This is a genomic window from Nocardia cyriacigeorgica GUH-2 (assembly GCF_000284035.1).
In the GTDB taxonomy this organism is placed as follows: Bacteria; Actinomycetota; Actinomycetes; order Mycobacteriales; family Mycobacteriaceae; genus Nocardia; species Nocardia cyriacigeorgica_B.
Genome location: NC_016887.1, coordinates 5641530 through 5658444, shown reverse-complemented (window position 1 = coordinate 5658444; position 16915 = coordinate 5641530). Strand labels below are relative to the sequence as shown.

Here is a 16915-nt window from a genome sequence, read left to right as displayed (position 1 = left end):
CGGGCAGGCGGTGGTCGCGTGGTAGGGGCGCCCCTCCGGTGCTCCGTCGGCCAAGTGACCGAGTGTCGCAACCGTTCTGAGCGCCGCTAGTCCGCGAGGAGTTTCAGGACGACGGGGCGCGACAGGGTCCCCGAGACCTGGCGGGCCAGCTGGTTGGCGCTGGTGCCGCAGGCGTGGGCGTCACGCAGGGCCGTCGCCAGGTCGGCGCGCGCGGCTTCGACGGCCGCTTGGGCTGCGCGCAAGCGTTCGGCGGCCGCGGCGACGGGGGCGGTGCCGGATTCGTCTGTGCTGGTTGCCGATCGGCTGGGTCCGCCCGGCACGGAGGACGCCCCGGCGGGCTCGAGGTCGGCGGGCGGACGCGCCAGGCTCGTGGTGTCAGCCGCCCGCCGCATATCGGGACGCGGGGAAGCGGCCGCGGTGCATTCGGAGTCCTGGTCGGATGCGGTCGGCTTGTCGACGCGAGCGCGCTCGCCGTGCGCGGCATCGGTCTGCGCCTGCTCACCTCCCGCGGCGCCGGGGCCGGTCAAGATATTGACCGGCGAGTCCCGGTCGTAGCGCAGGGCCGCGCGGGCGAAATCGGCCATGAAGGTGCGGATGGTCGCGGTGTCGTCGGCGGCGTCGCCGAGCAGCAGACGTGCGGTCTGGGGGAGGGTGTTGGCCCAGTTCGCGACCCCGCACAGGGCGATCAGCAGCAAGCCGGCGCGCTGCTGGTCGACGCCGAATTGCTGTTGCGCGCGGTCGAATTTGCGTTCGTAGAAGTCGGCGCGCCAACCGTCGATATCGTGCGCGTCGGCGCCGCGATGCAGCGCCTCCCACAGCATCAGGCGCAGCAGTTTCGGGTTGTCGTGGTGGTAGTCGAACAGTTTGGCGACGTAGTCGCCCACCTCGGTGTCGGCCAGTGGCTGCACGGTCTCCATGAATTCGCGCAGGCTGTCGATCAGGATGACGTCGAACAGTTTGTCTTTGCTGCCGAACAGCCCGTAGATGCGCTCCTTGTTGACGCCCGCCGCCTCGGCGATGCGGTCGACTCGCGCACCGGCCAGCCCGTATTCGGCGAATTCGTCGCGCGCCGCGCGCAACAGTGCCTGCCGGGTGGCGTCGCTGCGTTTGGTGGTGGGCGTCATGGGCAAGACTTTACCATTCCATTAAACCAACTATTTGGTTGACGTTGGCGTCGTGCCGGCCGTACGCTTCGTACCATGGCATCGCCGACAGTTCCTCTCGCCGTTCCTGGTTCGATCCCCGCGCCCACCGAACACGCCTCCACCGCCAAGACGCTCCCGGTCTTCGTCGTGTCCGCACTCCTCGCCACCGGCCAGATGTACATCCCGATTCCCCTGTTCAGCGCCATGAAATCGGATTGGCACGTCGGGTCGGGGGTGATGACCTGGATCATCAGCGCGTTCGCGTTCGGCTATGCGGGCGGCTTCGTGCTCTTCGGGCCGCTGTCGGACCGGTTCGGACATCGCCGGGTGTTGTTCACTGGCATGCTCACCGCCGCGGTGGTCACCCTCTTGACCGGTATGGCGTTCAGTGCTTCGGTGGAGATTCCGCTGCGGGTGGTGCAGGGGCTGGTCGTCGGGTCGATCCCGCCCGCGCTCATGGCCTATGTCGCGATCCGGATCGCGCCCCGCCACCGCGCGGTGGTGACCATGTCGATGGCGACTTCATTCCTGGCCGCGACCGTGCTGGCGCAGATCGTCTCACAGGCAGTGGTCGGTTGGTTCCCGTGGCGCACGGTGTTCCTCGGCTCCGCCGTCTTGTTCGCCGTGCTCGCCTTCGCCCTGCGCTCGGTCATGCTCGACGACCTGCCCGCCGCCGCGAATCGGTCGCTGCGCCACAGCTATGCCGCAATCCCCGCGGTGCTGCGCATCCGCGCACTGCTCCCCATGCTGATCGCGGGCGCCCTGAGCATGGCGGTCATGGTCGGGGTGTACACCGGCATCGAAATCGCCGGCCTGGTCCACGGTTCCGGTGAACTGCTGGCACTGCGCGCCGGCGCCCTCCCGGTGATGCTGGCCCTGCCGCTGCTGGCGATCCCGCTGGCCCGGCTCTCCCGGCACGGCCAGATCGTGCTCGGCGTGCTGGTCGCCGCGGTCGCCATGATCGCCGCAGCACTCGCCGGCACGGAAGTCGCCCTGCTGACGGTCCTGCTGGCCGTCCTCGTCGGCGGCCTCGGCGTCATCGCCCCCGCTGTCCTGCAATCGGCAGGCGAACTAGGCGGCGACGCCAGAGCCGCCGCCTCCTCGGTGGCGATGTTCAGCTTCTACGTCGGCGCCACCACCGGCCCCCTGGTCGCCGCCGCAGCCGCCCCCCACGGCTTCGCAGCTCTCTCCTGGACCCTCGCCGCCCTCCTCCTCCTAGCCCTAACCCTCACCCTCCTAGCCCCCCGCCCACCCAAGTGAACCGATTTCGCCGAGAGTCACATGAGCGAGAGGTCTACTCGCGTTTTGCCTCGCTCATGTGACTCTCGGTGTCAGGGCTCGGGCCAGGTGGGCGGGTCGAGGCGGGATTGGATGCGTGCCACGTCGGTTTCCGAGGGCATCTCGTTGGTGATCTTGGTGATCAGGACCTGGATGTCGATGCGGTCGGGGTGCTCGCCGGAGCGCAGGAGTTCGGTGGCGATCTGGCGCACTTCGTCGTCGGAGAGGCGGCGGCGCAGCAGGGCCAGCAGCGGGATGTAGTCGGACTCCGGCACGCCCTCGGGATATCCGGCGCGCAGCCAGTCGATGATGGCGTTCAGGAAGGGCGGCATATCAATCGGGTTCGGTGAGCGGTTCGGCCAGCGGCCAGCCGCCGGCGGCCAGGTGTGAGGCGACCCGCGAGATGTCGTCCGGCGCCGGCTGCTCCTTGGCGATGCGGGCGATCGCGTCCTCGATATCGGCGTGGGTGATCTCGCGTTCCGGGTTCTCCCGCGCCAGCTCCTCCGCGACGGCGGCGACCTCGTAGTCGGTGAGGTGACGGTGCAGCACGGCGAACAGCGCGACGTAATCCGAGCGCGGCACCCCCTGCGGGTAGCCCGCGCGCAGCCAGCCGATGATCCGGCCGAGCAGTTTCGGCCGCACCGGGTCGGACTGGCTGGAGTTGATCGAATCGGTCACTGCACGCCCTTCAGGACTCGCCGAACAGATAGATGCCGAACCGCGCGGCGAGGAACGCCTTCGCCGTGTAGAGCACACCGGCCACCACGGCGGCGATCACCAATCCCAGACATACCAGAGCCCCGGCCAGCGCCGGGTAGTTGCGCCGCACCACGCCGCCGTCGCTGCGGGTTTCCGAGGCCGACCAGAACCGCACGCCGAACGCGAAGATCATCGGCAGGCCGGCGCCGAACACCAGACCGGCCGCGACGACCTTCCACAGCGAGCTCAGATTCGTGACGAGAGTGTGCACCGGAAGCTCCTAAACCTGGGCCGAACGATTGTGTCCGGTATCGGGGCCGGGCGCCGAACCGTGCCGCACATCCTCGATGATGCCGGTATCCGCCGATCCGCCGCCCGCGGGACCGTCACCGGGCCATTCGTTGACGTTGGTGGTGTCGACGGGGTTGCGCCGCGACCGCAGGTAGATCAGCGTGGCCAGGCCGATCAGCAGCGCGAAGACGACGAGCACGCCGGGCAGGCCGTCGATGAAGTGCGCGATGGCCCAGCAGATGGCGCCCATGATTCCGGCGGCGGGCAGCGTCAGCAGCCAGGCCACCACCATGCGGCCCATCACGCCCCAGCGCACCTCGGCGCCCTTGCCGAGTCCGCTGCCGAGGATGGATCCGGTGGCGGTCTGGGTGGTCGACAGCGGCAGCCCGAAGTGCGCGGAGGTCAGGATGATCGCCGCCGACGACGATTCCGCCGCCAGACCCTGCGGCGAGTCGATCTCCACCAGGCCCTTGCCGAGCGTGCGGATGATGCGCCAGCCGCCGAGGTAGGTGCCCGCGGCGATGGCGACGGCACAGGCGGCCATCACCCACAGCGGCATCTCGTCGTCCTTGGTGAGGCTGCCGTGCGCGACCAGGGCCAGGAAGATGACGCCCATCGTCTTCTGCGCGTCGTTGGTGCCGTGCGCCAGCGAGACCAGTGACGCCGACCCGACCTGCCCCCAGCGGAACCCCTCGTTGACCTTGCCCTCGTCGGCGCCGCGGGTGATCCGGTAGACCAGCCACGTCCCCACCGCCGAGACCAGCGCCGCGATGACGGGCGCGAGGACGGCCGGGATGACGATTTTGGCGAGCACGCCGTTGGAGCCGTCGGCCCAGATGACGCCGCTCCAGCCGAGCGCGGCCAGGGTGGCGCCGATGAGACCGCCGAACAGGGCATGCGAGGAGCTCGACGGCAGGCCGAACAGCCAGGTGAGCAGATTCCACAGGATGCCGCCGACCAGCCCCGCGAACACGATGATCAGCAGGGCATGCCCCGACACCGCGTCGAGTTGCACGATCCCTTTGGCCACTGTCGCCGCGACCGCCACCGACAGGAACGCACCGATCAGGTTCAGCACCGCCGACAACGCCACCGCGACCCGCGGCCGCAACGCACCGGTCGCGATCGAGGTGGCCATCGCGTTGGCGGTGTCGTGGAAGCCGTTGGTGAAATCGAATACGAGTGCCGTGACGATGACGATGAGCAGAACCAGCAATTCAACGGTCACGCCGTCCAGTGTGCGGTATCCGTTTTGACGATTTTCATACGGATGCCAAATCGCGTCCGTGTCGTGTTCATCTAGGATTCCGTCACTTCGGGTATAGGCCGGCCCGCGGCCGCGACCCGTCAGGGCTCTGCGCGGCGGGGCAGGCGACGGCGACCGGTGCCGATTTCGCAGGCGAGGTCCTCGTAGCCGACGGCGAGTTCGGCGAGGCTTTCCCAGGCGTCGTGGATCAGCCAGGGCGGTGCGGTCAACAGTGTGTCGTGGGCGCGAGTCGACAGCATGGCCAGGCGGTCGACCACGGTGCCGACGGTTTCGGTGTGCATATGCGCGCCGCCGTGCGCGATCGGCAGCTCGGTCGCCACCCAGCGGTCGACGGCGAGGACCAGGCGGGCGCGGCGCCGGTCGATATCGGTGGTGGCGCCGAGCGCGAGGCGCCTGCGTTTGGTGTGCAGCCCGGCCAGCAGGTGCGCGGCGCCGAGAACCGGATGCTGTTCGCGCGGTGCGGTGCGACAGGCGAGGAGCAGCTTTTCCTTGGTGGGCAGGATCGACACGATTCCCCCTTGTTTTATGGTGCCGGACAATAGTTTTCGGATAAAGCGCGTTCTCTCACTCGTCGAATACCGAAACCGCGTCCCACGGCGCTTCGACCACCGCGAGCCCGAACATCTCCAGCGACGTCAACCCCACCCGCGCGGCCAACTCGTCCATATCGACCACCAACTCGGCCGCCTGCAACGCCGCCACGGCCTGCTCGATCGTCAGCATCCGCCCCCGCAGATACGACACCACCCACGCCCCATCTCCCACCGCGCGTGCCCGATGCGCCGTCTTGTCCCCAACCATCCACACCCTGCGCACCACATGCACAGCCATCGACCCCTCGCTCCCCGCCATGCGGGGACGTGAGAGCCCCCCCGCTGCCATTTGTGATGACGCTCACTGTAGATTGCTAAACTATACAAGTCAAACTACGAACCAGATTGGCGCACGCGGTACCCTGTACGATGCGGATTTATGACGTCGTCGCCGGGTGTCGCGCGCTGGGAACTGGCGCTGCGGCTGCGACGGCGCCGGCTCGATCTCGGGCTCGGTGCCTCATTCATCACCAGGGCTCTCAAAGTTTCGGCGGCGTATTGGTCGCACATCGAGAACGAGCGAAACCTGCTCCCCGAGGGGAAACTCGAGCAGCTACTCGACATCTTGGAGATCGACGAGGATGAGCGAGACGAGCTGCTGGCGCTGCGCGAAGCGGCGAAAGCCCGTGGCTGGTGGACCCGCTACTCCGCCCTGTTCAGCGAACAGCTGCTGCGGTATTACGGCCTGGAATGGGGCGCGCGCTCGGTCCGGACGTTCGAAAGCGTGTTGATGCCGGGGCTTCTCCAACACGAGGACTACACCCGCGCCCTGATGGCCTCGGCAACGGCCACGGTGCCCCCGGTCGAAATCGAGCAGCGAGTCGCCGTCCGCCGCCGGCGCCAGCAACGACTCGACGACGACGATCCCGTCATGCTCTCGGCGGTGATCGGCGAGGCAGCGCTCGTCCAGCAATTCGGCGGCGCCGGGGTGCTCCTGCGGCAGCTACGTCACCTCGCCGACATGATCCGCCGCCACCCCGACAACGTCGATGTACGGGTCATCCCCTTCACTTCGCCCGCGAGCGTCATGGGCGGATCGACGTTCCACCTGCTCGACTTCGACAGTCCCCGGCTGCCGACCTCGGCGTGGCACGAATCGGCTGTCTTCGGCGACCTTTTCACCGATGACGCCGAACGCAAGGACACGCGCGTGCGCGACCTGGCGTTCCTGCACGATCGCGCGATCACCGTCGCTTTCGACCGAGACAATTCGCTGGCCCTGATCGAACAGCGGGCCGACGACCTAGAGTCGACCATGTGAACATTGACGACTCGGGCAGCGCCCGCACGGGCTGGTTCAAGTCCTCGTATTCCGGCGACAGCCAAACCTGCGTAGAGGTGTCCTTCACCCCCGACTCCACCCTCGTCCGCGACAGCAAACACCCGGACCGGTCCACCCAACCCATCCTCGTGTTCACTCCTTCCGCCTGGACGTCGTTCGTCGCCTACCTCGAGTCGACCCGGCACTGACCTTTCACTCGCCTTTCACGGCAGTAGCGCGCGCACGGTGTCGATGGTGTCGGCCTGCTCGGGCGTCTTGTCCGGGCGGTAGCGGACGACCCGGGCGAAGCGCAGGGCGACGCCGCCCGGGTAGCGGGTGCTGGTCTGCACTCCGTCGAGGGCGATCTCCACGACCAGCTCCGGCCAGAGGTAGACGGTGTGCTGGTCGCGGGTGCGTTCGTGGCGGGGGAATTCGGCGGTCTGCCAGTGCAGCAGGGCGTCGGTGAGGCCCTTGAAGGTCTTGCCGACCATCACCGGCTCGCCGGATTCGGGATCGCGGGCGCCCAGATGCAGATTGGACAGATACCCCGTCCGGCGCCCGTAACCCCATTCGGCACCGAGTACCAGCAGGTCGAGCGTGTGCGTCGGCTTGATCTTCAACCAGGACCGCCCGCGCCGCCCCGCCGCATACGGCGCATCGAGCGATTTGATCATCACCCCCTCGTGCCCGGCCGCCAGCGCCCCGTCGAAGTACTCCGCCGCCGCCTCGGCATCCGGCCGGATCAGCGCCGGAATACTGTGCTCCCCGGCAACTTTGGTGAGCGCCGCCCGCCGCTCGATCAACGGCTCATCCAGCAGATCGCGCCCGTCGAGATGCAGGCAGTCGAAGAAGTACGGATGCAGCAGCAGCTCCCGCGTGGAGGTCGGCACCGGCCGCAGCTCAGTGGGAACCGTCGGCTCCGAGCCGGCCTCGGATGCGCCGGCCCCTGGCGGCGGGACCGCGCTCTGCCCCAGATCCCCCGACGCGAACCGCGCCATCGTCTCCTGGAACGGCCGGGGCCGCCCGGTGTCGGTGAGGGCGAGGGTTTCGCCGTCCAGGACGACGCTGGTGCAGTTCAGGCCGGCGACCAGTTCGACCAGTTCGGGGACGTTGGCGGTGATGTCGCGGAGGGTGCGGGTGAAGACCCAGACCTGGTCGCCGTCGCGGTGGACCTGGATGCGGGCGCCGTCGAGTTTGTGTTCGACGCTGAACGCTCCGTCGAATTCGGCGAGGGCGTCGTCGAGGGTGGCGCCGGGGGAGGCGAGCATGGGCTGGATCGGGCGGCCCACTTCCAGCCGGAATTCGCGCAGTGCCGCTTCGCCGCCGGTGAGGGCGGCGATGGCGGTGACCGGCAGTTTCCCCGACAGCATGTAGGCCCGGCGCACCAGCTCCAGCGGGACGTCGGCGGCGCGGGCGACGGCCTCGGTGACGACGGCCGTGAGCGCGCCCTGGCGCAGCTCGCCGGTCAGCAATCGCAGCAGGAACGCCTGCTCATCGGCGGTCGCGGCCCGCCACAGCTCGCTCAGCAGTTGTTTGCGGCGATTCGCCGAGCCGGGCCCGGAGGTGGCGGCCAGTTCGCCGAGCAGTTCGTCCACCCGTGACGCGGTGAGGGTGGGCGCATCGGCCGCGGCCTCGCCGAGCGCGGTGAGGGTGCGCCAGCCGGTCCCGATGCGGCCCTGCCGCAGCTCGCCCGACACCCAGGCGACGATGGCGGCGAGCTCCTCGGGCTGCGCCGCGCCCAGCAGCTCGGCCAGGGCGGCGATCTTGGTTTTCCGCGAGCGGGTGGCGCGGACGGTCTCCGACGCTCGCACGACATCGGTGAACAGCACCAGACGACGGTAACCCGCCGGTGTGACATATGGCTCTAACCCGCTGCTAATTCTGCTTATGGCAGGTTTGCGAAATCGGCCATAAGCTGGTCGCATGGCCAAGACTTACGTCGGTGCGCGGCTTCGGCAGCTGCGGACCGAACGCGGGCTCAGCCAGGTCTCGCTCGCTCAACAACTGGAGATCTCGGCGAGCTATCTCAATCAGATCGAACACGACGTGCGTCCGCTCACCGTCCCGGTGCTGTTGCGGATCAATGAGGTGTTCGGCGTCGATGCCACCTTCTTCTCGTCCCAGGACGACACCCGGCTCATCGCCGAACTGCAAGAAGTGGTGATGGACGCCGAACTCGGTATCGAGGCCGATGCCAAGGAGATCGCCGAAATCGTCTCCGCGCATCCGAGCATGGCCCGTGCGCTGGTCAATATGCACCGCCGATACCGCAATACCAGCGCCCAGCTTGCGGCCGCCACCGAGGACCGTTTCGCCGACGGCTCGGGCAGCGCCACGATCAGCAAACCGCACGAGGAAGTGCGCGACTACTTCTATCAGCGGCAGAACTACATCCATGAATTGGATACCGCCGCAGAGGAATTGGCCAACCGCATCCGTTTCCACGGCGGCGATGTGAACAGCGAGATCGCGCGCATGCTGCGGTCGCACGGTGTGCGCATCCTCGAACGCATCGACCTCGGTGAGGGTGTGCTGCACCGCTACGATCCGGAGAATCTACGGCTGGAGATCGCGCCGCACCTGTCCGGTGGGCAGCGCACGTTCAAGCTCGCGGCTGAACTCGCCTATTTCGAATGCGGCGAGCTGCTGGAACAGCTGGTCGACGAGGGCAATTTCATGTCCGAGGACGCCAGGAAGCTGGCCATGCTCGGGCTGGCCAACTACTTCGCCGCCGCAACCGTGTTGCCGTACACGTACTTTCACGAAATCGCCGAGGATTTCCGCTACGACATCGAACGGCTTTCGGCCTTCTTCACCCAGAGCTACGAGACGATCTGTCATCGCCTGTCCACCTTGCAACGGCCGGAATTGCGCGGGGTGCCGTTCTCGTTCGTCCGGGTGGATCGCGCGGGAAATATGTCGAAACGGCAGTCCGCCACCGGTTTTCACTTCTCCTCCAGCGGTGGCACCTGTCCGCTGTGGAATGTGTACGAGACCTTCGCCTATCCGGGCAAGATCATGACCCAGATCGCGCAGATGCCCGACGGCCGCAAATACCTGTGGGTGGCGCGCACCGTCGAGCGCCGCGCGACGGCGTACGGACAGCCCAGCAAAACCTTCGCCATCGGGCTGGGGTGCGAACTGCGCCATGCAGGCCGGGTGGTCTATGCCGACGGTATCGATCTCGGCGAGGCCAAGGCCACCCCCATCGGCGCGGGCTGCCGCGTCTGTGAGCGCGCGAACTGTCCGCAGCGCGCGTTTCCCCCGCTGGGCAAGGTGCTCGATATCAGTGAGCACCGCAGTTCGGTCTCCCCGTACGTCCTCAAGTAGGCCGGGGCTACGGCACCGCGACGACCTCGGGCTTTCCGTCCGGGTCGGCGGTGATCTCGGAGATCCGCACGGTGGGCGCGAGATGGCTGCGCAGTCGTCGATCGATCTCGCCGGCGACCGGGATGACGACGGCCGCCGCCGAGGTCGCGACGGCATCGGTGAGGATCGCGGGCCAATCCGGAGCCGCCCGAGTCGACAGCGCCGCGATGATGGCGGCCGTGGCCGAATCGCCCGCCCCGGTGGGGTTGCCCGCGAGCGGTTCGGGCAGCGCGGCCGTCCACGCGCCGTCGGCGGTCACCGCGACCATGCCCTCGGCACCGCGTTTGGCCAGCACCGCGAGCACCCCGCCCTCGATCAGCGGCCGCACCGACTCGACCACCTCGGCGGGGGTCTGCGGATCGGCATCGGTGAGCCGCCGCAGCTCACCGCGATTGGGCGTGAGCACCACCCCGGGTAGCTTCGCGGCCAGCCGCATCGCCTCGCCGTCCAGATCGCAGATGGTGGGCACGCCGTGCTCGAGCGCGCTGCGAGCGATCTGGGCGGGCAGTTCCGGATCGATGCCGCCGGGCAGCGAGCCCGCGATCACCAGCCCCGAGATATCCGGCAGCAGTCCGGCCACCCGCACCGCGAGCTGTTCGGCGGCATGCGGGTTGGTGATCCGGGCGCCCGGCTCCCACAGCGCGGTCGCGGTACCGGAACCGGATTCGCTGATCACCACCGTCCGGCGCACCCAGGGCAGCGCGTGCACGAAATCGACCGGCAGCTCCAATTCGGCCGCGGCGGCGAAGGCGTGGTCGGCGAAACCGGTGGCGCGGGCGTATTTGCCGAGCTGGTTGAGCACCCTGGTGACATTGATTCCCTTGCCCCCTATGCGCTGCTCGACCGATCGCACCCGATGCGCCCGACCGCGTTCGAGTTCTTCGACTCGATAGGTCATGTCGTAGGCGGGATTCATTGTCACGGTGAGGATCACGTCCTCAACTGTCCACGCCTACGCGGGGCGCGCAACCGCTGGGGTGGGATCGGTGCGGGTTTATCAGCGATCCCGAAGTTCGGCGGCGGGCTTTGTGGTATCGCCCGATCTGTGCGTGCCGGGCTAGCAGTGCTGCCGCGCGTGCGGGTAGAACGCCGACCGGAATCCGGCGGCGCCGGTCACGGCGAGGTCGTGAGCGCCGGTGACGGCGGGTGCTGATCGGCCGGACCCGATCCCGCGCGGCGCAGCGTGCGCACCCACACCGTGAAGCCCCACGCCACGAATCCCGCGTAGACCAGATACAGCACCGCCGACGGGTAGTACCCCGCGCGCACCAGCAGCGGGATGCCGACGATGTCGACGCCGATCCAGATCAACCAGAACTCCGCCCAGCCGCGCGCCATCCCGTAGGTGGCCAGTACCGAGCCGGTGAAGATCCACGCCTCGGCCCACGGGCCGTACGAGCCGATCCAGGCGAAGACCTGCGCGAATCCGACCGTGCCGACCGCCATCGCGGCGACCAGCAGCCAGCGTTCCCGCGCGCTCGCCCAGCGCGGATCGACGCCGCGATGTTCGAGTCCGGTCTCGGCGCGCGCATAGCGGTACCAACTCCACCAGCCGTAGGCGCTGACCGCGACGAACATCAGCTGACGTCCCGCCTGCCCGGCCATGTTCAACTGCTGCGGGGTGTTGAACACCCCGCCGACGAACACCGTGAACAGCAGCGCGTTGCCCGCGATGCCGACCGGCCAGGCCCACACCCGCCGCCGCATACCGCCGATGGCCGAGGCCATGCCGAAGCCGTTGCCGACGATCTCCCGCCACAGGATCTCCGAGCCGGCGATGTGCAGTTTGGCGTCGAGCAGGGCGAGGAACGGATTCACCCTGGGTGTAACCGGGGACGGTCGCTATCTCATCCATGTCCGGGTGGTTCGGGTCGGGATGAGTCGAATTCGCCGTCGCTCAGATCGCCTGTTGCGCGAAGGTACCGACCGATGGCCTGCGCTCGCCGGTGCGCGCAGCGGCGCGGCCGGCCCGGGCCGCCAGCAGTTCGGCGGCGATGGCGACGGCGGTTTCGGCCGGGGTGCGGGCGCCGATGCCGAGGCCGGCGGGGGAGTGCAGCCGGGCGAGCAGGGTGTCGTCGAAACCGCCTGCGCGCAGATCGTCCATGCGGCGGGCGTGCACCGAGGCGGAACCGAGTGCCGCGAGATAGCCGAGCTCGGGCAGTCGCAGCGCGACGGTGAGCAAGGGGATCTCGAATTTCGGATCCTGGGCGACCACGACGATGCCGGTATCGGCGTCGATCTCACCGGCGGCCGAGAGCGTATTGAGGTATCGGTGCGGCCAGTCCACCACCACTTCGGCGCCCGGAAAAGATTCCGGGGTCGCGAAATTGGGCCGGGTATCGCAGATGGTGATCCGATAACCGAGCAGTTGCCCCTGCGTCGACAAGGCCGCGGCGAAGGAATTGGCGCCGAAGATGATCAGCCGCGGCGGCGGCGCGAACGAGGAGACGAAGATATCGGATTGCGGCAGCGAGACCAGTTCGGTGTTGTGCCGTTTGTCGGTGATCAGATGCTGGCCGATCACCTCGGGCTCCGGATTCCACACCACGGTGAAAACGGTGACTCGGCGGTGCGCGGCGATTTCGGCGGCCACGGTCGGAAACTCGGGGAAGTGATCGCGGGAGAACGGTTCGGTGAATACGTCGATCACCCCGCCTTCCCGGCCGGGGTCGATCGAATTGCTGACGGTGAGCCGGTGCATACCGCGTTGTCCGGTGCGGGCCGAGGTCGCGGTGGCCTCATAGGCGGCCTCTTCGATACCGCCCGCGGTGATCGAGCCGAAAACGCCGCCGTCCGGGTCGACCAGCATGGCCGCCCCGACCGGTAGATCGGTCGCACCATTGGTGCGCACAATGGTCGCCAGTCCGCCGGTCCGGCCCGAGTGCCACACCCGCAACAGGTCGTCGACGATGTCCCGCATCACACAACTCCGATCCACCCGTGCGCGGGCCGTGCGGGCGTTCACCGGACGACGCCCGTCGCCGAATCCGGCGCACGTGACGCACACCATATCGCCCTCGGAGTACAAATAGGTGTGCCAGTCGCAATCTTGGGTAGCGCTCGTGTGAACGGCGCGCCAAGGCTTGTGGCCGGTCACGAAGAAATCGCGCAACGGCTGTGAAATGCAGGACATATCAACGGGTTACCGTCCTGGTCACAGCGTTTTCACACCATCGAATCGGCTACGGTGCGGGCACTGAATTCCGGCTCACGTGATTGTTCGGGCGAGAGTGGTATTCGCCACACTGCGACCACTGGCGGGAAGTGGCGTAGAACACAATGCGGGCGGCGTCGAATGAATCGACGCCGCCCGCCCGCTGTGAACTCAGGAAAGCGCGACCCGCACCAGCACGGTCTCGCCCGTCGCGTCATCGACTCCGTCGTTGTCGGTGACGACATACAGGCCGCCGTTTCCGGCGATCGCCATTCCCTCGACCTTTTCCTGCACCCAGCCATTGGTGGCGGCGAGGTCCGGCAGCAGATCGTGCACGCGGGTCTTGGCGAGGACAGCCGGAGCGGCCGTGCCGGTGACGCCGGGATCGCCGGGAATCGCCACCCGGTAGGCGGCCTTGACCACCGCGGCCGGCCCGCTGAGCTTGTCGCGTTCGAGCAGCAGCAGCGAATCGCCGTCGACCGCGATCTCCGAGACGCCGATCCAGTCACCGTCGGTGGAGGTGGTGTCGAGTTGGTAGCCGTACCACTGCCATTCGCCGGACGCCGGCGAGTACTTACCGATCCGCGTGACGCCCTTCGGATCGGACTTCAGCTCGCGCTGCAACACCACCCACACGGTCTCCTCGGCGCCCGAACCCTGGACGGCGACGCCTTCGAGACCGTATTTGCCCAGTTCGGCGCTGATGTCGCCGGGCAGCGCGATGCGCTTGTCGATCGCACCGTCTCCGTTCACCTGAACCAGTGCGTTGCCGGGCCCTTCTTCGCCCTCGACCGCGAGATAGAACCCGCCGTCCGCCCGCGCCGCCAGGCCTTCGATATCCAGGCTCACCGGCGCGCCGTTCTCGGTGATCGCCAGCTCCCGATCGATGACGGCGGGCTCGGTCGAGACATCGAGGCCGAGGATCCGCGACGGTCCGTAGGCGGCATCGGTGGCGGTGTAGAGGCGGTCGGCGGCGGCCGGGTCGGCGCTCAGCGCACCGAGCGCGCCCCAGCCGATCGGAGCGCCGTTCGCCCCGTCGGCGGAGACCACGGACGGGAACTGCGGCGTGCCCTTACCGGCGAATTCGCTGCCGTAGCCGAAGACCGTCACCGCGCCGCGCACCCCCTTCGCCGCATCGTCTTCCTCCGACGACACCGCCAGCAGATTGCGCGACGGAATCGGCAGAATCCCCTCCGGGCCCACGTTCGTCGCGAGGATCTGCCGGAATTTCGGCGCGGCCGGATCGGCGACGTCGTAGACCGCGACGAAGTTGCTGCGCTCGGAACCGACCAGCACGACCGGCTTTCCGTCCAGTTCGGTGACGGCCAGGCCCTCGGGTTCGGGTCCCTTCTTCTCGGCGCGGCCCTCGGTGTGCAGGCCGGTGCGCACGGTCAACTGCTCGAGGGAGTTGCCCGCGTCCCACACCACCGCGCCGGTGACGGCGTCGAAGATGGTCCAGCCGCGGCTGCCGCCCTTCCAGTCGCCTTCGTTCGCGACCGCGATGTGGCCGTCGCCGATCCAGCCGACGGCGTCGGGCTCGCGGGCGACGTCGCTGATCGAACCGGACTGGTCGATCGCGCCGTCCTCGGCGGTGTCGATCCCGTCGACGCTGACCTTGCCCGCCGAGAACACCGTGCGCACGGTCGCCGTCGCGGCGTCGATGATCGCGATGCCGTTGTTCTCCTGCAACGTCACCGCCACCTCGCCGCGCGAGTTCATGCTCACGTACTCGGGTTCGAGATCCTGCGGAGTGTCCAGGCCGGCGTCGCGGGCGGCGGCCTCGTCGATATGCACCGGACGCGCCGACCACTGGTTCGGCTCGCCGTTCAGCTCCAGGATCTGTACGAAACCGGTGGGCGGCTGGGGGAGATCGCCCTCCTCGGCGCCCTCGGGCGTGAACTTCTCATCGCGCTGATTCTCCATCGCGATGGCGGCGCGGGTGCCATCCTTGCTCACCGCGATGGAGTCGGGCTGGCCGCCGAGATCGATGCTGTGCACCTTGGTGCGATCGCTGATCCGGACGATATCGACCCGGCCGGACGGATGCGCGAAATCGCCTCCGCTGCTGTCGATCACGACCAGCACGTAATCACCCACCACCGCCACCGAGGTGGGCTGGTCGTCGGCATGGCCGAGCTGTTCCAGGGAGATCGAGCCGGCGCCGGTGGGGGCCGCGGGATCACTGAGGTCGAGGAAGCCGATGCGCTTGCCCGGCGCGTCGGTGTAGATCAGCGTCTTGCCGTCCGCGGTGACCGCCGAGATCTCCGCGACGGTCTGGGTTTCCGGCGCCACACCGTCGGGCAGATTGCGGAAGACCGGGTAGGTGGCCAACCGGTGGTAGCTGGTGGCGGCGTCGCGTTGCCAGCCGTCTGCTGCGGGCAGTCCCGCCGTGCCGTCATCGGATCCGCAGGCGACCGCCGCCACCGAAACCGTTGCCACCGTGGCGAATAGCCACTGCCGTCTCATCCTGGCCACCATCGGCCCCTTCCTGCTTGTCATGCCTTCTCGCCGCGGCGAGAATTCCGGCGATCGTTGCCGAGCCGAATGACGTCGCGGTGACCGCAGGATGAATGCTGCGCGGAGTTTGCCGCGGCCGCGCTCAGGCGAACAGGTCGCGCACGAACGGCAGCGAGTCCGGCAGCGAATCGTTGACGGCGCCGTCGTGGCCGGTCGGGTAGGTGTGCAGGGTGACCGGCTCGCCCGCGGCGGCCAGCACGGCGGCGAAACGCAGCGTCTGCGGGGTGATGACGTCGGTGTCGCGCAGGCCCTGGCCGAGGAACAGTGGCTTGTCGTAGCCGGATTCGGGCAGTCCCATGTAGCCGCGCAGCAGGCCGTGCAGGTCCGGAATCTGGTTGAGCGGGCGGGCGAACAGATCGCCGACGACGACATTGTTCGCGCTCAGCTCATCACCGAAGGGCACGATGCAGGCCTGCCGGGCGCGGGCCAGCCAGGTGCGGCCGGCGTCGGTCAGATAGGACTCGATATCGAGTTCGGGGTAGGTCGTGCGCAGGCCGTTGAGGATGTAGAGCACGTAGGCGGTGGTGTGCGAGCTGAGTTCGATCGGCGGCATACCGGGGCCGAGCGGCAGCAGGATGTCTTCGATGTAGGCGGGCACGCCGGTGCCGACCGCGCCGCGGTAGTCCAGCTCCGGGCCGCCGAATTCGGTCGCGTACCGCGCGGTGAACACCGCCGCGCCGCCGCCCTGCGACTGCCCGACGACGACCCACTTGTTCGACAGCGTGTCGAACCGGCGAGTCGCGGCCTTCACGGCGTCGACCACGTTGTGGGCCTCGACTACACCGTTGAGATACGGATGCTCGCCCGGACCGCCGAGACCCGCGTAGTCGGCGGCGACCACCGCATAGCCCTGATCCAGCCAGGTGCCCAGGTAGGCCCAGTCGCGTTCCACCGCGCCGGGTCCGGCGATGCTGTAGGCGCAGTCGTCACCGAGGCCGACGGTGCCGTGCGCCCACGCGATCACCGGCCAGCCGCCCTCGGGTGCCTGCCCGGGCGGGAAGTAGACCGCCGCGCTGGTCTGCGTCGGCACGTCGCGCGCGCCGGTGGAGGAGTAGGTGATGCGGACCGAGTTCACCGAGCCGGGCAGGGTCGCCGCCGGTGCGAGCGGCTGGACCGAATCGACCACGCCGGTCTCGGCCGGGGTCGCGTGCGCACTGGGCATCAGCAGCGCCGCGGCGGCGCATCCGGTGATGAGGGCGGCGGTGATCCTGGTGGTCCGCATGGTGCTCCTGTCTGACGCATTGCGACTCTGCGCGGCGCAGTGCTACTCCTCGCGCGAGTTGTACTGGACGCTCGTCCGGGTGACGACTGGTGTCGAGTCTGCCCGATCGGTCAAGCGCG

Annotated in this window: 17 protein-coding genes; 4 read left to right on the top strand and 13 right to left on the bottom strand. The window is 68.4% G+C overall.

The features are described 5' to 3' along the window. Window positions 1–86 precede the first annotated feature (86 nt). Window positions 87–1124: a TetR/AcrR family transcriptional regulator gene (locus tag NOCYR_RS30200; protein ID WP_048833707.1), complete on the bottom strand. Its 1038-nt coding sequence runs from the start codon at window positions 1122–1124 to the stop codon at window positions 87–89. Window positions 1125–1199: 75 nt separating this feature from the next. Here NOCYR_RS30200 and NOCYR_RS25330 point away from each other — a divergent pair, with 75 nt between their 5' ends. After that, a complete protein-coding gene (locus NOCYR_RS25330; RefSeq protein ID WP_048833706.1) occupies window positions 1200–2405 on the top strand; it encodes an MFS transporter in 1206 nt (401 codons plus the stop codon). A gap of 71 nt (window positions 2406–2476) precedes the next feature. Here the strand turns inward: NOCYR_RS25330 and NOCYR_RS25325 are convergent, their stop codons facing one another. From NOCYR_RS25325 to NOCYR_RS25300, 6 genes are all read right to left on the bottom strand, one after another. After that, entirely contained in the window at window positions 2477–2761 is a 285-nt protein-coding gene (locus NOCYR_RS25325) for a DUF3349 domain-containing protein (protein WP_048833705.1), read from the bottom strand. Then, window positions 2757–3101 (bottom strand): DUF3349 domain-containing protein, encoded by a 345-nt coding sequence (locus NOCYR_RS25320; RefSeq protein ID WP_014353260.1) that lies wholly within the window; start codon window positions 3099–3101, stop codon window positions 2757–2759. Before NOCYR_RS25320 ends, NOCYR_RS25325 begins: the two co-directional genes overlap by 5 nt. A 10-nt stretch (window positions 3102–3111) precedes the next feature. After that, complete coding sequence (locus NOCYR_RS25315; protein ID WP_014353259.1) at window positions 3112–3393, bottom strand: hypothetical protein; 282 nt, start codon at window positions 3391–3393, stop codon at window positions 3112–3114. Window positions 3394–3402: 9 nt separating this feature from the next. Then, window positions 3403–4641 carry an inorganic phosphate transporter gene (locus NOCYR_RS25310; protein ID WP_081505512.1) on the bottom strand — a complete coding sequence of 413 codons (1239 nt, stop codon included), beginning with the start codon at window positions 4639–4641 and terminating at the stop codon, window positions 3403–3405. 119 nt (window positions 4642–4760) lie between these two features. Further along, entirely contained in the window at window positions 4761–5189 is a 429-nt protein-coding gene (locus tag NOCYR_RS25305) for a DUF4254 domain-containing protein (protein ID WP_014353257.1), read from the bottom strand. A gap of 55 nt (window positions 5190–5244) precedes the next feature. After that, window positions 5245–5481, bottom strand: a complete 237-nt coding sequence (locus NOCYR_RS25300) for a hypothetical protein (protein ID WP_228797736.1) — start codon at window positions 5479–5481, stop codon at window positions 5245–5247. A 171-nt stretch (window positions 5482–5652) separates the two neighbouring features. Between NOCYR_RS25300 and NOCYR_RS25295 the strand changes: the two genes are divergently transcribed. Continuing rightward, window positions 5653–6534 carry a helix-turn-helix domain-containing protein gene (locus NOCYR_RS25295; RefSeq protein WP_014353255.1) on the top strand — a complete coding sequence of 294 codons (882 nt, stop codon included), beginning with the start codon at window positions 5653–5655 and terminating at the stop codon, window positions 6532–6534. After that, window positions 6531–6743 carry a DUF397 domain-containing protein gene (locus NOCYR_RS25290; protein WP_014353254.1) on the top strand — a complete coding sequence of 71 codons (213 nt, stop codon included), beginning with the start codon at window positions 6531–6533 and terminating at the stop codon, window positions 6741–6743. The genes NOCYR_RS25295 and NOCYR_RS25290 overlap by 4 nt, the downstream gene beginning before the upstream one ends. A gap of 15 nt (window positions 6744–6758) precedes the next feature. Here the strand turns inward: NOCYR_RS25290 and NOCYR_RS25285 are convergent, their stop codons facing one another. Next, window positions 6759–8363, bottom strand: coding sequence for an ATP-dependent DNA ligase (locus tag NOCYR_RS25285; RefSeq protein ID WP_014353253.1), 1605 nt, complete (start codon window positions 8361–8363; stop codon window positions 6759–6761). 94 nt (window positions 8364–8457) lie between these two features. On the opposite strand from NOCYR_RS25285, the gene ramB reads away from it, so the two are divergent. Then, window positions 8458–9864, top strand: coding sequence for an acetate metabolism transcriptional regulator RamB (gene ramB, locus NOCYR_RS25280; protein ID WP_014353252.1), 1407 nt, complete (start codon window positions 8458–8460; stop codon window positions 9862–9864). Window positions 9865–9871: 7 nt separating this feature from the next. Here ramB and NOCYR_RS25275 read toward each other — a convergent pair whose 3' ends face one another. The 5 genes from NOCYR_RS25275 to NOCYR_RS25255 form a co-directional block, all read right to left on the bottom strand. Further along, complete coding sequence (locus tag NOCYR_RS25275; RefSeq protein WP_014353251.1) at window positions 9872–10837, bottom strand: hexose kinase; 966 nt, start codon at window positions 10835–10837, stop codon at window positions 9872–9874. A 179-nt stretch (window positions 10838–11016) separates the two neighbouring features. Next, on the bottom strand, window positions 11017–11721 hold the full coding sequence (locus tag NOCYR_RS25270; RefSeq protein ID WP_014353250.1) for a nicotinamide mononucleotide transporter family protein: 705 nt from the start codon (window positions 11719–11721) through the stop codon (window positions 11017–11019). Window positions 11722–11800: 79 nt separating this feature from the next. Beyond that, window positions 11801–12823 (bottom strand): XdhC family protein, encoded by a 1023-nt coding sequence (locus NOCYR_RS25265; RefSeq protein ID WP_014353249.1) that lies wholly within the window; start codon window positions 12821–12823, stop codon window positions 11801–11803. A gap of 405 nt (window positions 12824–13228) precedes the next feature. Beyond that, the gene (locus NOCYR_RS25260) at window positions 13229–15523 is read right to left on the bottom strand and encodes an esterase-like activity of phytase family protein (RefSeq protein WP_231855989.1); all 2295 of its coding nucleotides are present in this window, start codon (window positions 15521–15523) and stop codon (window positions 13229–13231) included. 133 nt (window positions 15524–15656) lie between these two features. Then, window positions 15657–16796 carry an alpha/beta hydrolase family protein gene (locus NOCYR_RS25255; protein ID WP_014353247.1) on the bottom strand — a complete coding sequence of 380 codons (1140 nt, stop codon included), beginning with the start codon at window positions 16794–16796 and terminating at the stop codon, window positions 15657–15659. Window positions 16797–16915: the final 119 nt, after the last annotated feature.

Bases quoted from the DNA above. Each gene is read 5' to 3' on its own strand.
- NOCYR_RS30200 (WP_048833707.1), bottom strand. From the start codon at position 1,124: ATGACGCCCACCACCAAACGCAGCGACGCCACCCGGCAGGCACTGTTG.
- NOCYR_RS25330 (WP_048833706.1), top strand. From the start codon at position 1,200: ATGGCATCGCCGACAGTTCCTCTCGCCGTTCCTGGTTCGATCCCCGCG.
- NOCYR_RS25300 (WP_228797736.1), bottom strand. From the start codon at position 5,481: ATGGTTGGGGACAAGACGGCGCATCGGGCACGCGCGGTGGGAGATGGG.
- NOCYR_RS25295 (WP_014353255.1), top strand. From the start codon at position 5,653: ATGACGTCGTCGCCGGGTGTCGCGCGCTGGGAACTGGCGCTGCGGCTG.
- ramB (WP_014353252.1), top strand. From the start codon at position 8,458: ATGGCCAAGACTTACGTCGGTGCGCGGCTTCGGCAGCTGCGGACCGAA.
- NOCYR_RS25265 (WP_014353249.1), bottom strand. From the start codon at position 12,823: ATGCGGGACATCGTCGACGACCTGTTGCGGGTGTGGCACTCGGGCCGG.
- NOCYR_RS25260 (WP_231855989.1), bottom strand. From the start codon at position 15,523: ATGAGACGGCAGTGGCTATTCGCCACGGTGGCAACGGTTTCGGTGGCG.
- NOCYR_RS25255 (WP_014353247.1), bottom strand. From the start codon at position 16,796: ATGCGGACCACCAGGATCACCGCCGCCCTCATCACCGGATGCGCCGCC.